The sequence below is a fragment of the Paenibacillus sp. Paensp38 genome (assembly GCF_059491915.1).
This window is the reverse complement of sequence record NZ_CP168516.1, coordinates 686930-705289: the sequence shown is the minus strand read 5'-3', so window position 1 is coordinate 705289 and position 18360 is coordinate 686930. Positions and strand designations below refer to the sequence as shown.

The window sequence follows — 18360 nt, the reverse complement described above, 5'->3', positions numbered from 1 at the left end:
ACGGATGTGTGAATGAAGTATTCGTCGAAGCTTGAGAGTTTGAGCTCTCAAAACTGAGCAACGAGTGAGTAAGTTCAGGATATTCATTTCATTCACACGAATGTGATGAACCGAATTGAATATCCGGTCGCAGGTACATGTACCTGCGAATTTGAATGTTTCCATCGCAGGAAACGATTCTCCATAGAAAGGAGGTGATCCAGCCGCACCTTCCGATACGGCTACCTTGTTACGACTTCACCCCAATCATCTACCCCACCTTCGGCGGCTGGCTCCCTTGCGGGTTACCCCACCGACTTCGGGTGTTGTAAACTCTCGTGGTGTGACGGGCGGTGTGTACAAGACCCGGGAACGTATTCACCGCGGCATGCTGATCCGCGATTACTAGCAATTCCGACTTCATGTAGGCGAGTTGCAGCCTACAATCCGAACTGAGACCGGCTTTTCTAGGATTGGCTCCACCTCGCGATTTCGCTTCCCGTTGTACCGGCCATTGTAGTACGTGTGTAGCCCAGGTCATAAGGGGCATGATGATTTGACGTCATCCCCACCTTCCTCCGGTTTGTCACCGGCAGTCTGCTTAGAGTGCCCAGCTTGACCTGCTGGCAACTAAGCATAAGGGTTGCGCTCGTTGCGGGACTTAACCCAACATCTCACGACACGAGCTGACGACAACCATGCACCACCTGTCTCCTCTGTCCCGAAGGAAAGCCATATCTCTACAGCGGTCAGAGGGATGTCAAGACCTGGTAAGGTTCTTCGCGTTGCTTCGAATTAAACCACATACTCCACTGCTTGTGCGGGTCCCCGTCAATTCCTTTGAGTTTCAGTCTTGCGACCGTACTCCCCAGGCGGAATGCTTAATGTGTTAACTTCGGCACCAAGGGTATCGAAACCCCTAACACCTAGCATTCATCGTTTACGGCGTGGACTACCAGGGTATCTAATCCTGTTTGCTCCCCACGCTTTCGCGCCTCAGCGTCAGTTACAGCCCAGAGAGTCGCCTTCGCCACTGGTGTTCCTCCACATCTCTACGCATTTCACCGCTACACGTGGAATTCCACTCTCCTCTTCTGCACTCAAGCTCCCCAGTTTCCAGTGCGACCCGAAGTTGAGCCTCGGGATTAAACACCAGACTTAAAGAGCCGCCTGCGCGCGCTTTACGCCCAATAATTCCGGACAACGCTTGCCCCCTACGTATTACCGCGGCTGCTGGCACGTAGTTAGCCGGGGCTTTCTTCTCAGGTACCGTCACTCTTGTAGCAGTTACTCTACAAGACGTTCTTCCCTGGCAACAGAGCTTTACGATCCGAAAACCTTCATCACTCACGCGGCGTTGCTCCGTCAGGCTTTCGCCCATTGCGGAAGATTCCCTACTGCTGCCTCCCGTAGGAGTCTGGGCCGTGTCTCAGTCCCAGTGTGGCCGATCACCCTCTCAGGTCGGCTACGCATCGTCGCCTTGGTAGGCCTTTACCCCACCAACTAGCTAATGCGCCGCAGGCCCATCCACAAGTGACAGATTGCTCCGTCTTTCCTCCTTCGCCCATGCAGGAAAAGGATGTATCGGGTATTAGCTACCGTTTCCGGTAGTTATCCCTGTCTTGTGGGCAGGTTGCCTACGTGTTACTCACCCGTCCGCCGCTAGGTTAGTTAGAAGCAAGCTTCTAACTAACCTCGCTCGACTTGCATGTATTAGGCACGCCGCCAGCGTTCGTCCTGAGCCAGGATCAAACTCTCCATTAAAGACCAACCGAAGCTGGTTTATAGAAAGAGCGATAAGCTCATTTTGAAACTGACGAGATAAAAAATATCTCTTGTTTGCTTCCATTTTATACAGCCTGATGGCATGTACCAAAATCTCAGCGTTGGATTTCGCAAGCAAAATCCGCACTCACTCGTTGTTCAGTTTTCAAAGATCAAACCTACATCATATCTCACTTTGTTTCACCACCGCATCTCAGCGGCGACTTAAATAATATATCATGTTTCACGCGTCTTTGCAACACTTTTTTTTAAGAGAATTTTACAATCAACTCTGCTTTGTTTTCGTATTGCTAACTATCTTGTAAAAGACAGCTATAAGAATATACCACATATATAAGCTTAGTAGCAACACCTTTTTTTAAAAATTATTTTCTCATCTTTAAAATCACTGCATTTAAATAAAGAGACCATTATTCCCTCAAGCAGAATAACAGTCTCTTTAACATTCATTTCTTTCTCTTAATGACTAATAAAGCCGGGGCACTACTAGGAGTCTCTCTTCTTTTACTTTTTACTTTTAGCCACGTCAGTCCCTAATCCATGGATTTTTACGCGAACGAGCACTAAAGGATGAGGAACGAGTTTCTCCTCCAGTTGAATTACGGGATTTTTGCTTCTTATTAGTAGCATTTTTACTGGAAACCTTGACTTTGGACGTCTCTTCTTTGGATGTGCTGCCAGAGCTGTCTTTTGATTTACCTTTACTCACGCTACGATCCTTTGTTTTAGAAGAAGAATCAATTTCATTTTGGGATGCTATAGTCAGATTGTTACCTACCTCCTGCGTTCCTGGAATTGCTGGTGCCGACTGGACGTTCTCTTCCCGGCATCCACAGTCTGGCATAAACATATAGGGTGTTGTATATCCCTCTAATGGATACATAGGTGCATTCCCATGCGCAAACGGATGATAAGGGGAATTCGCAGATTGTTGCCCTTGTAGTTGGCTATAGTCGGATACGTGTCCAGCCGCAGGCAAACCATATGGAGGTCCTCCCCATGCCTGGCTCCATTGACTGCTCTGGACTGTACTCTCTGAATACTGCGGCGGATGCCCTTGATGGATAAATGGAGGATAGACAGGATAGGATGCATTTTCAGACGCTTCATGGCTCGGATAATATCCGGGGGCGCAGCAATCTGAATAGGCAGGATAAGGTGTTGGATAGGCATTTATAATTGGTGTCTGCACAGGCCCCCAGCACCATGGATGCTCACAGTCATGATGATAGCCCTGATCAGAAACTACAGTAGGAGAGGCATATTCTGCTAAGGAGGTATTTATAGGCGCTTGAGGAGACCCAATCCCCGGATACCACGAGTTCGGCATTGCATTTATTTGTGGGCTGTAATCAGATGTCGGCTGTTGTATCGACCACTCGGAATTTACCATCGGCTCCGATTTTGTGCAGCCGCAAAACTTTTCAGCTACAGGTTGCTTCACAACAGTTGTAGGAAGCTGTGGCTTAGATGCAATCGGTTGGGTAACTATAGGTTGCATTTGAGGTGGAGCAGGTGGTGTAACTATGGGCTGCATTTGAGGTGGAGCGGGATTTACGGGTGCCATAGGAACTTCAGGCAGTTTTAATTCAGGAAGCTTAGGAGGATTCACTGTTTCTTTCGGCTGTGTCATCTCCTCTTTAGGGCTAGGCATATTCTCCGGCTCAGGCTGTGTCATCTCTGCCTTGGGCTGGGTAAGTTCTTGCTTAGTGGGGGATTCAGGTTTAGGCTGTGTCATCTCTTCTTTGACTGCGGTATTTTTTTTATTCTCAGTAAAATCAGAATTCTCTTCTTTGTAGTGTGGAATATTAACTGTTTCTCCAACCAGTAGTGCGTTCGGGTTTTTAAGCTGGGAATTGGCATCAATAATTAGCTTGAGCGGTACATTCCACGCCTTAGACAACTTCCACAATGAGTCTCCTTGCTTAACCTTGTGTTGATATACCGTTGACGGCTGTGTTTCCATCGTGACAGGCTCTGTCGGAATTTTAATTTTCTCTCCGATGCTCAACTGATTAGGGTCTGCCAATTGGGGATTGGCGGCAATAACTTTCTCCAGCGTCACATTATACTTCTGTGCCAGCAAGTACAGAGTGTCACCTTTTTTGACGATGTGTATTTTCACAGGTCACAAACCTCCTAGACTTTCGTTCGGGCGGGATAAACGCCCGGCTTCTGTTATTACATCCTATGCACCTCCCGGGCGAATGACCCCATACAAACAAAAAAATCCTTTTAACTGAATACTCTCGCGAGCATTCAATTAAAAGGATTCGGTTTTATTTTAGTCCTGCCACACTTTGTAGCCATCCTGATCCACGATCTTCCGGAACTCAGCCAGGAGCTCCAAAGTTACTGGGCCAGCAACGCCAGAGCCGATCGTACGACCATCCACTTCATAAGCTGCAATAACTTCTGCCGCAGTTCCTGTAAAAAACACCTCGTCCGCAACATATACATCATGCAGTGTAAAAGGTTGTTCCTTAAGGGAGTACCCAAGCTTAGCACACAAATCGATAATAGCATTACGAGTGATCCCTTCAAGCGCCCCCAAATAGCAAGGAGGTGTATACAACACTCCGTTTTTGACAATGAAAATGTTGTCTGCAGAGCCCTCCGTCACATACCCTTGGGAATTGAGCATAATAGCCTCACCTACACCAGCATAGTTAGACTGGATCTTCACGAGGATATTGTTGAGATAGTTCAATGATTTAATCTTCGGATTCAAAGCATCCGGGATGTTGCGACGCTGAGAGACAGAAATTGTCTTCAGGCCAGTCAAGTAAGCTTCTTCCGGGTAAATGGCGAGCTGCTCCACGATAATGATGACACTCGCCTTCGCACAACGAAGAGGATCTAAACCTAGATTTCCTGCACCTCGGGATACAATCAGACGGATATATCCGTTACGCATTTCGTTAAGACGAATCGTTTCAGCCATTGCTTCCAACATTTCATCAGGAGACAACGGAATGTTTAACTGAATGGATTTCGCAGAATCATACAGACGCTCCAAGTGCTCCTTACATTTGAAAATATTCCCGTTATAGATACGAATGCCCTCAAATATACCGTCTCCGTACAAGAATCCATGATCATATACGGAAACCTTTGCGTTTTCCTTAGTCACATGCTGCCCATCCAGATAGATCCATTGTTCTGCCATTAAAACCACACCTCCGATTAATGTTCCTTTAAAATAGGTTCGATCGCTGCTTCAACATACTTGTAGCTTGGATAAGAGCCAAGAACACGTACATGGCACCCCAAAGCCTCGATCTCTGCAAAGGCTGCCGGAAGTAGCACGGAATGCAGAGATTCCAAAACTTCAATGTAAAAATAGTAATTCCCCAATTGCTTTTTGGTCGGACGCGATTCAATACGGGACAGATTTAACCTGCGCCATGCAAATGCGGATAAAACCTGATGCAGCGCTCCCGGGAAATCCTGCGGCGGCGTGACCAAAATACTGGTTCGCTGACCTTCAGGCGTACCCGGGAGACTTATAGGTTGATGACCGATCAAGACAAAGCGGGTAAAGTTGTTATCGTGATCCGTCACTTTGCTGGCCAAAATATCCAATCCGTGTTTGGCAGCCGCAAGCTTGGTTCCGAGAGCGGTCCAGCCTTTACCGGGGTTATGTTTAACAATTTCGACAGCTTCCGCCGTACTTCCTGCACTCTCCAACTCGGCCTGAGGAGCGGAAGCCTGTATGAATTCTTTACACTGGGGAAGCGCCACAGGATGAGACATAATTTTGACCACTTTGCTCAAATCTAGCTTGTCCAAATCCTTCGTAAATTCACTGCGATGACCAATAAGATTTTGAATTGAAGGATATACCCATTCCGCCTGCATTTGAATGTCTACTTCATGTACAAGCCAATCCATATGCAAACTTACAGAGCCATCAATCGTATTTTCAATGGGAATTACACTATAGTCTGCCTGACCCTTGTCTACTGCCTGAAATACGTCCGCGATATGTTTGTAAAAAAGTAATTCATGGGACGTATCTCCTAACAAATACTTAATCGCTTCATGAGAAACAGTCCCCTCAGGAAGAAGTGCAATTCGTTTCATATCGTAAGTTCCCCTTTAATCATATCCATAAAAGGGAGAGTATTCCCTTCTGTATATACTTTAACTCCTTCATCCTCAGGGCGCAATTTTAAAACAGAAGCAGTGATCCCCTCTTTGTTCATGGTATCCGTTAAATACTGCTCCAGCTCTGCTTTCCGATTTTCCCGCCGATCTGTCAATGCCAGCAACGTTGGTCCAGCCCCACTTAGAGCCACACCCAAAGCACCATAATGGTGCGCATCCTGCAAGATCTCTGCCATACCTGGCACAAGTGCCGCGCGGTAAGGCTGATGAAGCTGATCACGCATCGCTTCAGCGATTAAGTCGGTTCGCCCTGATGCCAATGCTGCTACCAGCATGGAAGCATGACTTATATTATATACAGCATCCTTCAATGATACTTGTGCGGGTAGAACCTCTCTGGCTTTCGACGTGGACAGCTGAAAATCTGGAATAACTACCATAACCTCCAGATTGGTATCCGGTTCAAGTCGTAAATGCCTAGCACGCTCACCGTCCCACATCGCTGTAATAATACCGCCAAACAGAGAAGCTCCAACATTATCCGGATGTTTTTCAATGGCGCTTGCCATATCGAACAACTTGGAATCCGGCAGAGGCGAGCCAATCAACGTATTTGCAGCGACCAAGGCGCCCACAATGGCGGAAGCACTGCTGCCCAAACCACGAGTGAGTGGAATATCTGAGTACATCGAAATATCGAGCTCAGGAACTGATACACCCGTTTCCCGAAAAACCATTTGTGCTACCTTGAAAATCAGATTAGTTTTATCTTGGGGAACACCATTCATTTCATCTCCGTATAAATGAAAAGCCGTCTGTTCGGCCTCCTTCATTTCAATCCATGCATATAAGGACAACGCCATGCCCAATGTATCAAAGCCCGGACCCAAGTTGGCCGTACTCGCGGGCACACGCACTCTTGCTGTTTTTAAAACGGTCATACAGACAATTCCTCCTGCTTTTATTGACTATCCCTCTACTCGATATACGCTCTTGATGCGACGGATGACGTCCAAAGTTTCAAAATGCTCCAAAACCTTTTTCATACTTGCTTTACTGGCTAAATGAGTCACGATAATAATTTCAGCATCGGGGTTAACCTCATTCGGTTGCTGCACAACAGATGCCAGACTGACATCAAATTCAGCAAATACTTGCGTAATCCGTGCCAACACCCCTGCTTTATCATCCACATGCAGAAGCACGAAGTTTTTGAAATACACATCTTCGTCGTTACTAATTTTTTTAGGGTTGTAAGGAACGATGGCTTTAAGCCCATTGACACCAAGTTTGAGATTTTTCACTACAGCAACTAAATCGGCTACAACTGATGTTGCCGTCGGCATTTCACCTGCACCCGCACCATAAAACATGGTTTCACCCACTGCTTCACCATGCACATACACCGCGTTGAATACCCCGTTCACCGAAGCCAATGGATGTTGCTTGCGTACCATGGTCGGCTGAACGTTAATCGTAAATTCATCACCCTGGCGCTCTGCAATGCCTAGCAATTTCATTTCATATCCTAGTTTTTTAGCAAAAGCAATATCTTCACTGGTTACCTTTGAAATGCCGCTGACACTTACATCCTTGAGCTCTACATTAGAGCGGAAACCCAGCGTGCCGAGAATTGCCATTTTACGGGCTGCATCCAGTCCTTCCACATCTGAGGTCGGATCGGATTCAGCATACCCAAGCTCCTGTGCTTCCTTGAGAACTTCCTCGTACGAGGCCCCTTCCTGACTCATTTTGGTTAAAATAAAGTTTGTCGTACCGTTCACAATCCCCATAATGCGGGTAATGCGGTCGGAGGAGAAACCTTCAATTAGTGTACGAATGATCGGGATACCACCCGCTACACTCGCTTCATAAAAAATATCACACTGCTTTTCCTGCGCCTTTGCTAATACTTCAGAACCGTGCAAAGCCATTAAGTCCTTATTTGCCGTTACGATGTGTTTACCCCGCTCCAGCGCTTCAAGAATGTACTCCTTCGTCTGATCAACGCCGCCCATGACTTCGATAATTACATCAATTTCAGGGTCCCGAATAACTTCCCATGGGTCCTCAGTAAGTTTGCTCGTCTCCACTTCAATGGAACGATATTTTTCTATGTTTTTTACAGCTATTTTTTCAATGATGATCGGTGAACCGACTTGTCTGCTCAAGTCTTCCTGATTGCCTTCTACGATTCGAACGACCCCCGTTCCTACCGTCCCCAAACCTAACAATCCTACTTTGACCGGTTTCATCCATTCCCCTCCTGATAACTTTTATCTAATGAACTGTATTGCCTTAACCTTGCCCAATCAGGCGAACACGTTTGACTCCAGAGATATCTTCCAAGCCCTCCAGTAGAACACCCAACTCTTCACTGAGTCTGGACATTTCTACCGAGATGACTACGTTGGCTCTGCCTTGCAGTGGAATACTTTGCTGAATCGTCAGCACATTGCCTCCGAAATCTGCCACTCTGCCAAGTACCCTGGACAACATTCCGGATTGATGTTCCAAATCAATAGAGATATTAACAATTCGCTCACGCTCCAGCTGGTTAACCAAATGTATGCCATCCTTATATTTATAAAAGGCGCTTCGGCTTAGCCCAACTTGCTCGACGGCATCATGCACGGTTTTAACATCTCCTGAAGCCAGCAGCAGTTTCACCTGTATGGTCTTAACAATAGCTTCAGGCAAAATATCTTCCCGTACCAAGTAATAGCGCTCTTTCAAGAACGTCCTCTCCTCAAAGACTTATGTTTTTGTATAGAGGACATTATATCGAAACTCATGAAAATCGGCAAGCAAACAATGCAAAAAACGGCTACTGCCTTCTATAGAGTTTCCTATAGTACAGTAACCGTTCAGGTTTTAGACCTTTATTTGAAATTTAGTAGTAGCTGCTGCCTTCAACAAATTCGAACTCGAAATCAGCAATGCGTACAGATGTACCATCTTTGGCGCCACGCTTGCGTAACTCAGCATCCACACCCATGTGGCGTAACGTTCTTGCTAATTTCAAAATGGCATCATGCGAGTTCAACTGCATGCGCTTCATCATGCGCTCAATTTTAGGGCTCTGCACCACGAATGTATCGTTTTCACGTACAATTGTAAAGCCCTCGTCTTCTGCTGTATCCAGCTTAAATACCTTACGTTCATTAACTTCTGCTACTTCCTCAACAACCGGCTCGTCCGGTATTTGATCCAGCAAATCAGCAGCCCGGTAGAGCAGTTCCTTCACACCTTGACGTGTCAGTGAGGAAATAGGCATGATTTCAAGATCAGGACGTATAGAAGCAATCTGCTCTTTGAAGTGAGCCAGGTTTTCTTCAGCTTCCGGCATATCCATTTTATTGGCCGCCACAATTTGCGGACGCTCAGCCAATGCTGAATTATATTGCTTCAATTCGTCGTTAATTTTAGTCCAATCTTCAAACGGGTCACGTCCTTCGGAGCCCGCCATATCCACGACATGGATAATAATACGCGTCCGCTCAATGTGCCGCAGAAATTCATGTCCCAGCCCAATACCTTCATGAGCCCCTTCAATTAAACCAGGCAAATCCGCCATCACAAAATTACGATGATCACCCACATCCACAACACCCAAATTCGGAGTAATCGTTGTAAAGTGGTAGGCCCCAATTTTCGGTTTTGCGGAAGATACAACCGACAACAAGGTAGACTTCCCAACACTAGGAAACCCGACCAAGCCTACATCAGCCATTACTTTTAACTCAAGCGTGATATAACGTTCTTGTCCCTCTGCACCGTTCTCAGCCAACTCAGGCGCTGGATTACTCGGCGTAGCAAAACGGATGTTCCCGCGCCCTCCGCGTCCTCCTTTAGCTACGACGACTTGTTGACCATGACGTGTCATATCTGCTACTACTTCACCAGTATCATCATCTATGATGACCGTTCCCGGCGGTATACGTACGATCATGTGCTCCGCATTGGCTCCGTGTTGACTTTTGTTACGACCTTTCACTCCACGCTGGGCTTTAAAATGTCGTTGGTACCGAAAATCCATCAAGGTACGCAAACCCTCATCTACACGGAAAATTACATCTCCACCGTTCCCTCCGTCACCACCACCTGGGCCACCTTCAGGAACGTATTTCTCACGACGAAACGCAATTAATCCGTCTCCGCCGTCTCCGCCTTTAACAAAAATCTTCGCTTTATCTACAAACATGGTTACACCTTCCTTATGTCTGGCACTGCATCCGAATTTGAAACATTTCGCCCGTAGGGAGCTTCTCTGTTCGAATGCGTTCACTTCCGGGTACGGATCTGACCCGCTTAAGGATATTCAAATCCGCAGGTATGTCACTTCCTTCAAAACGGACGATAACATCATTCTGATCCATACCGAAATAAAGTGTCAATCTGCGCACTTCTCCCCAGGACGACCGGCCCCCGCCATATTGATACGCACGCACCGTTTCTATGACGGCCGAGGCAAGCGACTCGCCGTCTTCGGGAGACATGACAGCGTCTAACTTTAACTGCTCCTCAACCTGTACCGACAACTGTAAATTACCGGCGTTCACGCGAAAAGACTGTAAATAAAACACCAGTGAGGGAATACCCAACTTAGATATTTTACTGTCTTCCGCCACGCGCCCTTTTATTGTTTCCACATAAGCAACAGATTTATCATGCTTATTCATGCGAATATATCCATAAAGCACCTGCAAGTCATTCATCCAGTCATGCCGATGATGGTTAAGCATTGCAATCGCTGTACGCTCAAAAGAACGCAAAGCAGCTTTCCGCTCATACTCAACCTGTCTATTCGTATACCACATACCAAAACATGCAGCAACTACAGACCATACTGCTAATAAGATAATCGTTAATACTTCGGGATAGAGCAGTGAAAAAACCAAAGGAATCAGAATGGAACCCAACGCCAGATAAGGCGCTCTTATCCGCTGGAACATGGCTTCTCTCCGTTCTGCGATAATTAAATGGATTATTAAAGAACCTTAATCCAGTATAGCACAGACTAACTTTCCAGTTCATTACCATCATGCAAAAAAGCCTCCGACAAAAGTGCCGGAGGCTTTTCAGCGTGTCTAAGCCGCTATTAAGCTTCTACAGTAGCTGCTACTGGAGCAACGTCGATCGGGTAGATGCTCACCTTTTTGCGATCACGGCCCCAACGTTCGAACTTCACAACGCCGTCCACTTTCGCGAACAGGGTGTCGTCCTTACCGATGCCCACGTTCGTGCCCGGGTGAATTTTCGTTCCGCGTTGACGAACCAGGATGCTACCGCCGGTAACTGCTTGACCGTCAGCACGTTTCACTCCAAGACGTTTCGATTTACTGTCACGTCCGTTTTTTGTGGAACCTACACCTTTTTTCGATGCGAATAATTGAAGATCCAATGTCAATTTCAACATGATGTCTACCTCCTTCTTTGATTATTTTCTATTTGAATATACTTACCGTATGATTCAGCAATGCTTGTCAGCATAATCACCATGGACTCCAGCAACAGTTGAACCTGTGCGTTCGCATCATGATAACTTTCAGGAGAAAGATACGCGCTTAAAAAGCCGTTTTCCATTTCCGTTTCCATCTCAACGTCCGTAAGAGCTCCAATCGAATTGACAGTTCCTACTGTTACCGCCGAAACGCCAGCACATACGATATCCTCGCCAGATTTAGCGAAATTTGCATGTCCTTTAACGGAAAACCCCTGTATGCTGCCATCTTCCAGTCGTGTAATACGCACGATAATCACTTATCGCACCCTCTTACGCTTGGATTTTTTCAATCGTCACTTTCGTGTACGGTTGACGATGACCTTGCTTCACATGGTAGTTCTTTTTAGGTTTGTATTTGTATACGATGACCTTTTGACCTTGACCATGCTTCTCAACTTTAGCTGTTACAGAAGCTCCAGAAAGAAGCGGTGTACCTGCTGTCAAGCCATTGTCGCCGGACACTGCCAGAACACGATCGAACGTTACAGTTTCACCATCATTAGCTTCCAACTTCTCGATGAACAATACGTCGCCCTCTTGAACTTTGTATTGCTTACCACCTGTTTCGATAATTGCGTACATTTGCTTGCACCTCCTTATGTCTCAGACTCGCCTAATTGCAGGTGGCAGATTCCCTTAGGATACTGCACTTCAGTACCTGATTGGAGCGGTTACAGCATGTGCAGCCAATCTTACGCATCACACATACTAAATGATTGTAGCACAAGCTTTGTGCACATTCAACCTTTAGTTTTAAAATGATTTTGGGTTACGCATCGCTCTACACGAGCGTCTTTTCTTCACGCACTTTTTTGCGGGTCATTTCCAGCAAACCTAACCGCGTCCAACCGACAACATAAGATTTGGTCCGATCCTTCTTCAATCTTGCTTCCAGCACAGAGGATACTTCCCGACGGTTCTCCTCTTGTTCCATGTCAATAAAATCAATGATGATGATACCACCAATATCACGAACACGTACCAGGCGAGCAATCTCTTTAGCTGCTTCAATGTTAGTCCGGGTCACCGTCTCTTCCAGATTACTGCCTCCCGTAAACTTTCCCGTATTCACATCAATAACGGTTAATGCCTCTGTATGATCAATGACAATGTATCCACCGCCCTGCAGCCATACCTTTCGCGCAAAATCGCGTTCCAGCTGCTCATGAATGCCATAAGCTTTAAAAATCGTTTCTTCTGCACCACGAAATATACTTACATGAGCTTTCGCAGGACCAATCTGTTGCAGCATGATTTCTGCATCCTTTGCTTGCTCTTCACTGTCAATGACCAGTTCATCCTGTTCAGGTGTAAACACATCCCGAATCAATCGCTGAACAATACTTAAATCCCGGTGTAATTCGCACGGAGCCGAGTGTTCACCAGCTTTACGCTGAATAGCCGCCCACTGCTTACGTAGTTGATTCAGATCATTTTCAATCGCATCTATACTCATGTCCTCCGAAACGGTACGGATTATGAGTCCTTCCTCACTTGTGCGTAGCTGCTCTCCCATTGCTTTCAAACGGGTGCGCTCGCCCTCACGTTCGATCTTCTTGGATACGGCCACATAATCAGCACGGGGCATATATACGATCCAGCGACCCGGAAGTGAAAAATGAGTGGTGACCCTGGCTCCTTTGCTACCAACTGCCTCTTTTAATACCTGTACTACAATTTCCTGCCCCACCTTTAACACTTCAGAAATGGATGGCTTTACCTCCGGCTGCTTGTCCAAATGAGCGTGAAGTACGTCATCTACGTACAAAAAGGCATTCTTTCGCTGTCCAATGTCAACAAAGGCGGCTTGCATACCTGGTAGCACATTGACCACCCTCGCTTTGAAAAAAGAACCTAGAATCCCCCGTTTTCGCGGTAGTTCAGCCGCATATTCAACCAATCGTCCCTCTTCCAACAGCGCCATTTGGGTCATCTGCTGCTGGCATTGTACAATCATTTGCTTCATGGTTTTTCAACCTCTCTGGATACAGCCTCTTTCTTACTCATAAAACATTATTTAGGCTTGGGTTCTCCACCATCTGGCGGGCGTGTCGCAAAATAAGAGCGAATAAGGCGTTGCTCCGGCAGTACGGCTACAATTCGTCCCTGTTCATTCATAACATAAACCATATGATACCGATCTCTTCTGAAAAGACGCAAAATAGGCTCCAAATGTTTCATTGGCAGGGATACAATAGGTAAGGCAATACTTCCCTTAGCTATTTCGCGGTAAAAAAGCTCGTCCCTCCCCAGCAAAAACCGTATAAAACGGTAAGGGATATTCCGATAATCCACAATATTAGAATAAAGCAAAAAAATCCCTACCGCCAGCAGATTTAAATGCATAGGCCCATTTTGCCTTAACAACGGTGAAATACCATACATACAAAATAGCAGACTCGTTACGATACTGGCCCTAAAGGTCCACACTAATGTGCGGTGATAAGAAAAGGATAAACTAATCATTGCCTGCAATATTTTCCCACCATCAAGTGGTAAAATGGGCAGCAAATTAAACAGTGCAATAACTGCATTCCCCTGAATTATATAATTTACATAATCATACTCCGGTCCACTCACATTTTTGAACCATAAAAGGATGATGATCATGATTCCGTTTTGCAGGGGCCCCGCTAGCGCAATGACAATCTCCTTCCACGCATTGAGCTTCCCCTGATCCTCAATGACCGCAACTCCTCCAAAGGGTAACATCTGTATGGAAAGCACCCGCGCGCCTAACAACGAAGCAGCTGTCGCATGACCTAGCTCATGAATAAACACCAATGTAAATAAAGTGATGATCTCGATAAAATGTCCCGTTATTATAGAGGTCAGCATAACCAATACAAACAGTGGATGTAGTGATAAGGTCACCCCTCGGACATTAATCAAGGGCTACCACTTCCGACGGGTCAATGTAGTGATCCCCTCTCTGAACTGCCAAAAATAAAGTTGCCGCCTCGCTGCCGCTGCGACTTGCTGGCAGTACACCGATCTCATCTCCCTCCTGAACCCAGTCGTTCACTTTTAAGGTAGAGCGGGAAAGCCTTCCGTAAGTTGCTGTGATACCGCCAGTGTGTCGAACTGTAACCGAAATCCCGCTTTTGGGATGATTTAATATGTCTAATACTCGTCCTGCATCTATACTTTTAACAGCGATTGCCCCGTTGCCAGTGACATTCGGCGTAATTTCTACCCCTTTCAGGCTCAGTACAAAAGGCTGTGTTATAGTGCCTTCGATCGGTGGAGAGCCCTTTCGATTTGCGGCTACCTTGTGCGTTTCATGCTCCTCGCCAAAAATCGGCAAAAAGGAAGGAGCTCCGTCAAAATAAGTTTCATACCATTGTCCGACGGCTGCAAAATCCATATCCTTATTCAAGGCATCCGCAATAAACATTCTCAAATTCACTGCATAGGGAATATCCCAACGAAACATTCCCCATACCATTCCAAATAACACCGTTGCTATGACTGATCTTCGCCAAAAGGAAGTCCAAAAAGACGGAGCACGATTCGCCCCAAAAGATTGCTGCCAGTGTTGCCGCTCATTTTTCCACTCCGTTTCTGGGTCTCTGGGCGAGTTGGCACTGACTATAGGCATCGACCTCATATCTTTATCCCCGTGCCTGTACTGATATATGCCAGAGGGATACGTCTCCGCTTTGCTTCCCGCGATTAGCTGCTGTATACGTTCTTCTCTGCGCTGCTTGATTCCGGAATCTTTATTCATCCTGTTCAGCCCCCTCAGCGAGGTATGTTTGATACATCTTATGAGGACGGGCTTCAACTTATGTTGTCCGGTTCGGGAATAAGTACCTAAAAATCAAAAAAACCGGCGCTAGCGCACCGGATTTGTTTTGTATTTATAATATTTATGTAGTGACCCTAAATTTTGAGAAGCCGTATTATAGGAATTTAAAAAGACAAACCAAAAACACTTAAATAAGATTATTACTTATTTAAGTGTCTAGTATTACAAATGAATACTACTACAGCTCCTACCTTAGAACCAATAGAAAATCACTTAGGAAGCGTGGAAGCAATTTACCAGCCATAACTTCCGGTTTTCCTCATCCACCCATACCAAAAAACTTCTTAAAACGTGTCATCACGCTTTTCTTCTGGTCTAGCTGCATGAGGGGCACTGTATCGCCCAAAATCCGTCTCGCAATGTTACGGTAAGCAATCGCGGCCTGTGAATCTGGATTCATAACGGTAGGCTCCCCTGTATTAGCTGCTTTAATTACCATTTCATCATCCGGCACAATCCCAATAAGGTCTATGCTAAGCACTTGTAAAATCCCATCAATATCCAACATATCTCCGGATTTAACCATGCTATTGCGAATGCGGTTAACCACCAACTTGGGTGATATCACATGTGAGCTTTCCAGTAAACCAATTACCCGGTCTGCATCGCGTACGGCTGCATTTTCCGGAGTAGTCACAACAATAGCCTGATCCGCCCCAGCAATGGCATTTTTAAAGCCTTGTTCAATACCCGCAGGGCAATCGATCAATATATATTCAAAATCCTTTTTAAGCTCCAAAATAATATCCTTAACCTGCTCCGGCGTAACAGCACTCTTGTCCTTGGTTTGAGCGGCTGGCAGCATATACAGCTCCTCAAAACGCTTGTCCTTAACCAGTGCCTGATTTAAACGGCAACGACCTTCCGCTACATCAACAAGGTCGTAAATAATTCGGTTTTCTAGACCCATCACAACGTCTAGATTACGCAAACCGATATCCGTATCCACCAAACATACCTTTTTGCCGAGCAGTGCAAGCGCTGTTCCTATATTGGCTGACGTCGTCGTTTTGCCGACGCCGCCTTTTCCTGAAGTGACGACGATAGCCTCTCCCATGTGCTACACCCCTTTGAACACGTTAAAATCGCGGCCCAGACGCACAATATTGCTCATTTTATCTATTTGCATAGCGCCATCCTTGAGATACGCAAATTCCATACCGGATTCACGTGTCTCCCATTCGTCTGGTGGACGGCTGATCATTTCGGAAATTCGCAACTGTGTCGGTGCAAAATAGGAAGCCGCTATAATCGCTTCACTATTTCCCTCCATCCCTGCATGCGCCATGCCTCGCAGAGCGCCGAGGACATAAATATCACCAGTACATGTTATAATTCCACCCGGGTTTACATCTCCCAAAAAGAGTAGGTTCCCATTGTGATGAAGCACTTGACCAGATCGGATAATCCCTGTCACCGTATGAATAGGGGGCTTTCCCTGCACTTCCACAGGCAGTCCAGGTGATTCTACAGACCTGATGAGCAGATTCCCCTTTTGCTTCAAAATCTCCAGAATACTTTCCTTCTGTTCCTCTGTCACTTCTCGGCTTCCCAGCTTAATATCCACATGAATGATCGGGCCTGTTAAAATATTTTGATGACTGTGCTCCAGCTTAAAACGCAGCTCACCCAGCAAATTCTCAAACTCGCATTGATCGTCCAGCAGGAATACCAGGCCATCTTTGATGCCTTTAATCGTGACATGATTCGATTTCACTGCCATTAGCCTGTCCCTCCTATCTCAATCATTTCGTCCCCGGGACGTCAAATCCCTGCTAACCCGGACAAAATGTGTGTAAAAAGACCTAGACAGCCTCTTCCTTTTTCACACGGGTACCCAAACGCTGCAACTGCTTGCGAACTGGGACATAAATGATGAGGGCGAACAGAAAATGGATAAATAAATCAGGAATTATATACTGAGCAAGTGCCCAATTGAAAGTCTGATGATTCAGCTGGAACAGCTGGTCAATGGCAAAAAGCATAGAATCCAAGAGGAAACTACCAATCAACACGGCTGCCATCATAATGGGCATCTGCGCACGTCGAGCTGTAAAAACAAGCCCCAATAAGTATGCAGACAACCCCATTGCAAAAGAATAAGGCCCAATGATAAACCCATAGAACACTACATCATGAATAAGTCCAAAAACAATACCTAGCACCAATGCTGTATGACGGCTGTAATACACAGACACAAACAAGATCACGACATACACAAAATTCGGAACCATTCTTGAATGCCAACTATCCGGAAGAAGCCATGGAAGAATCGTCCCTTCAGCTATAAACAGTACAAACAGCAGCAGTATTAGAACCTGACCGCGCATCTTCATTATTCCGGTACCTCAGGAGTGTAGAGGATGAGCAGTTCTTTCCAATCCACAAAGCTAGCTGCCGGTTTAATAATCGCTGTCCGTGTTTTGCCAAACTCCCCAACCTGAATCTTCTCTACCGTTCCAACCATTAGGTTTTTGCGGAATTTACCACCTGCGCCAGATGTAATAATCTGATCACCCTTTGCGATTGGATCTTTTTCCTCAATGCGAGTCATTTGAAATCTGTTCGTACCCGGATCATAGCTTTCAATCATACCAAACGATTGATTTTCCTTGCCCAAGACTGTCGCTGCAATAGCATAAGAATTCGGATTTTTAGGATCCAATGTAGTCAATAGGGTAACGGTGGACGTAAAATTCCCCGTTTGACTAATGACTCCGACAAATCCTTCAAGCGAACTGACTTCCTGACCAACCTTCGCTCCGTCCTTCTCACCAATATCGATCACAAGCGTTTTGGAATCATTGCTGACGCTGTTCACTTGAGCAACACGATAATCATAATTATTTTTCGCCTTTTGCGTTTGGGTGAACTTCAGTTCATTCTGCAGTCTGGCATTTGTTTCAACATAATTATGGGTCTGAATTTGGTCACGAGTCAGCTTTGCCACAGCAATTTTTAACCGTTCATTTTCTTCGTAGATACTGCGCATATTCCCGATATCTTCAAAGAAGCCCGCTATTGCAGAAGCGGGCCTGTAAAAGATACCTTGCACAAAGCCAATCGAATCTCTGGCGAACTTCTCGGGCCAGGTTAAGGAATTCCTCTGTCCAAGTGTAATCCCCATAAGGGCAATAAACAGAACGATTCCTATCAATAGAACAAATAG

At 45.9% G+C, this 18360-nt stretch carries 18 protein-coding genes, 1 rRNA gene and 1 other annotated feature; all 19 genes read right to left on the bottom strand.

All coding sequences use genetic code 11. The annotated features are described in order from the left end of the window. Positions 1-187 precede the first annotated feature (187 nt). Positions 188-1743: ribosomal RNA gene (locus ACEN8J_RS03315) — 16S ribosomal RNA — on the bottom strand. Between the two features lie 547 nt (positions 1744-2290). Next, on the bottom strand, positions 2291-3889 hold the full coding sequence (locus ACEN8J_RS03310) for a LysM peptidoglycan-binding domain-containing protein (RefSeq protein ID WP_029518433.1): 1599 nt from the start codon (positions 3887-3889) through the stop codon (positions 2291-2293). Between the two features lie 159 nt (positions 3890-4048). Then, positions 4049-4933 (bottom strand): branched-chain-amino-acid transaminase, encoded by an 885-nt coding sequence (ilvE, locus tag ACEN8J_RS03305; protein WP_029518432.1) that lies wholly within the window; start codon positions 4931-4933, stop codon positions 4049-4051. Between the two features lie 17 nt (positions 4934-4950). Continuing rightward, positions 4951-5850, bottom strand: coding sequence for a prephenate dehydratase (gene pheA / locus ACEN8J_RS03300; RefSeq protein WP_029518431.1), 900 nt, complete (start codon positions 5848-5850; stop codon positions 4951-4953). Continuing rightward, positions 5847-6815 (bottom strand): homoserine kinase, encoded by a 969-nt coding sequence (gene thrB, locus ACEN8J_RS03295; RefSeq protein WP_029518430.1) that lies wholly within the window; start codon positions 6813-6815, stop codon positions 5847-5849. Before thrB ends, pheA begins: the two co-directional genes overlap by 4 nt. Before the next feature lie 27 nt (positions 6816-6842). Next, the gene (locus ACEN8J_RS03290; RefSeq protein ID WP_029518429.1) at positions 6843-8129 is read right to left on the bottom strand and encodes a homoserine dehydrogenase; all 1287 of its coding nucleotides are present in this window, start codon (positions 8127-8129) and stop codon (positions 6843-6845) included. 43 nt (positions 8130-8172) lie between these two features. Next, positions 8173-8610 (bottom strand): ACT domain-containing protein, encoded by a 438-nt coding sequence (locus ACEN8J_RS03285; protein ID WP_013311587.1) that lies wholly within the window; start codon positions 8608-8610, stop codon positions 8173-8175. Between the two features lie 157 nt (positions 8611-8767). Beyond that, positions 8768-10078 carry a GTPase ObgE gene (obgE, locus tag ACEN8J_RS03280; RefSeq protein WP_029518428.1) on the bottom strand — a complete coding sequence of 437 codons (1311 nt, stop codon included), beginning with the start codon at positions 10076-10078 and terminating at the stop codon, positions 8768-8770. 13 nt (positions 10079-10091) lie between these two features. Beyond that, the gene (locus ACEN8J_RS03275; RefSeq protein ID WP_029518427.1) at positions 10092-10829 is read right to left on the bottom strand and encodes a Spo0B domain-containing protein; all 738 of its coding nucleotides are present in this window, start codon (positions 10827-10829) and stop codon (positions 10092-10094) included. A gap of 146 nt (positions 10830-10975) precedes the next feature. After that, positions 10976-11293, bottom strand: coding sequence for a 50S ribosomal protein L27 (gene rpmA, locus ACEN8J_RS03270; protein WP_039272574.1), 318 nt, complete (start codon positions 11291-11293; stop codon positions 10976-10978). A 5-nt stretch (positions 11294-11298) separates the two neighbouring features. After that, a complete protein-coding gene (locus ACEN8J_RS03265; protein ID WP_013311591.1) occupies positions 11299-11637 on the bottom strand; it encodes a ribosomal-processing cysteine protease Prp in 339 nt (112 codons plus the stop codon). Between the two features lie 13 nt (positions 11638-11650). Beyond that, a complete protein-coding gene (rplU, locus tag ACEN8J_RS03260) occupies positions 11651-11962 on the bottom strand; it encodes a 50S ribosomal protein L21 (protein WP_013311592.1) in 312 nt (103 codons plus the stop codon). A 13-nt stretch (positions 11963-11975) separates the two neighbouring features. Then, positions 11976-12063 (bottom strand) — a sequence feature (ribosomal protein L21 leader region). 98 nt (positions 12064-12161) lie between these two features. Further along, positions 12162-13346 carry an Rne/Rng family ribonuclease gene (locus ACEN8J_RS03255; RefSeq protein WP_341071169.1) on the bottom strand — a complete coding sequence of 395 codons (1185 nt, stop codon included), beginning with the start codon at positions 13344-13346 and terminating at the stop codon, positions 12162-12164. 47 nt (positions 13347-13393) lie between these two features. Next, a complete protein-coding gene (locus ACEN8J_RS03250; protein ID WP_029518424.1) occupies positions 13394-14272 on the bottom strand; it encodes a M50 family metallopeptidase in 879 nt (292 codons plus the stop codon). Next, positions 14265-15110 (bottom strand): peptidoglycan DD-metalloendopeptidase family protein, encoded by an 846-nt coding sequence (locus ACEN8J_RS03245; protein ID WP_495594233.1) that lies wholly within the window; start codon positions 15108-15110, stop codon positions 14265-14267. Before ACEN8J_RS03245 ends, ACEN8J_RS03250 begins: the two co-directional genes overlap by 8 nt. Positions 15111-15450: 340 nt before the next feature. Next, positions 15451-16248 carry a septum site-determining protein MinD gene (gene minD / locus ACEN8J_RS03240; RefSeq protein ID WP_013311596.1) on the bottom strand — a complete coding sequence of 266 codons (798 nt, stop codon included), beginning with the start codon at positions 16246-16248 and terminating at the stop codon, positions 15451-15453. Between the two features lie 3 nt (positions 16249-16251). Next, positions 16252-16914: a septum site-determining protein MinC gene (locus tag ACEN8J_RS03235; protein WP_029518422.1), complete on the bottom strand. Its 663-nt coding sequence runs from the start codon at positions 16912-16914 to the stop codon at positions 16252-16254. 82 nt (positions 16915-16996) lie between these two features. Next, the gene (mreD, locus tag ACEN8J_RS03230) at positions 16997-17527 is read right to left on the bottom strand and encodes a rod shape-determining protein MreD (protein ID WP_029518421.1); all 531 of its coding nucleotides are present in this window, start codon (positions 17525-17527) and stop codon (positions 16997-16999) included. Continuing rightward, on the bottom strand, positions 17527-18348 hold the full coding sequence (gene mreC, locus ACEN8J_RS03225) for a rod shape-determining protein MreC (protein WP_029518420.1): 822 nt from the start codon (positions 18346-18348) through the stop codon (positions 17527-17529). Before mreC ends, mreD begins: the two co-directional genes overlap by 1 nt. Positions 18349-18360 lie beyond the last annotated feature (12 nt).

Excerpts from the sequence above, each read along its gene's own strand:
- ilvE (WP_029518432.1), bottom strand. The coding sequence starts at position 4,933 with ATGGCAGAACAATGGATCTATCTGGATGGGCAGCATGTGACTAAGGAA.
- pheA (WP_029518431.1), bottom strand. The coding sequence starts at position 5,850 with ATGAAACGAATTGCACTTCTTCCTGAGGGGACTGTTTCTCATGAAGCG.
- thrB (WP_029518430.1), bottom strand. The coding sequence starts at position 6,815 with ATGACCGTTTTAAAAACAGCAAGAGTGCGTGTGCCCGCGAGTACGGCC.
- ACEN8J_RS03290 (WP_029518429.1), bottom strand. The coding sequence starts at position 8,129 with ATGAAACCGGTCAAAGTAGGATTGTTAGGTTTGGGGACGGTAGGAACG.
- obgE (WP_029518428.1), bottom strand. The coding sequence starts at position 10,078 with ATGTTTGTAGATAAAGCGAAGATTTTTGTTAAAGGCGGAGACGGCGGA.
- ACEN8J_RS03275 (WP_029518427.1), bottom strand. The coding sequence starts at position 10,829 with ATGTTCCAGCGGATAAGAGCGCCTTATCTGGCGTTGGGTTCCATTCTG.
- rpmA (WP_039272574.1), bottom strand. The coding sequence starts at position 11,293 with ATGTTGAAATTGACATTGGATCTTCAATTATTCGCATCGAAAAAAGGT.
- rplU (WP_013311592.1), bottom strand. The coding sequence starts at position 11,962 with ATGTACGCAATTATCGAAACAGGTGGTAAGCAATACAAAGTTCAAGAG.
- ACEN8J_RS03255 (WP_341071169.1), bottom strand. The coding sequence starts at position 13,346 with ATGAAGCAAATGATTGTACAATGCCAGCAGCAGATGACCCAAATGGCG.
- ACEN8J_RS03245 (WP_495594233.1), bottom strand. The coding sequence starts at position 15,110 with ATGAATAAAGATTCCGGAATCAAGCAGCGCAGAGAAGAACGTATACAG.
- minD (WP_013311596.1), bottom strand. The coding sequence starts at position 16,248 with ATGGGAGAGGCTATCGTCGTCACTTCAGGAAAAGGCGGCGTCGGCAAA.
- ACEN8J_RS03235 (WP_029518422.1), bottom strand. The coding sequence starts at position 16,914 with ATGGCAGTGAAATCGAATCATGTCACGATTAAAGGCATCAAAGATGGC.
- mreD (WP_029518421.1), bottom strand. The coding sequence starts at position 17,527 with ATGAAGATGCGCGGTCAGGTTCTAATACTGCTGCTGTTTGTACTGTTT.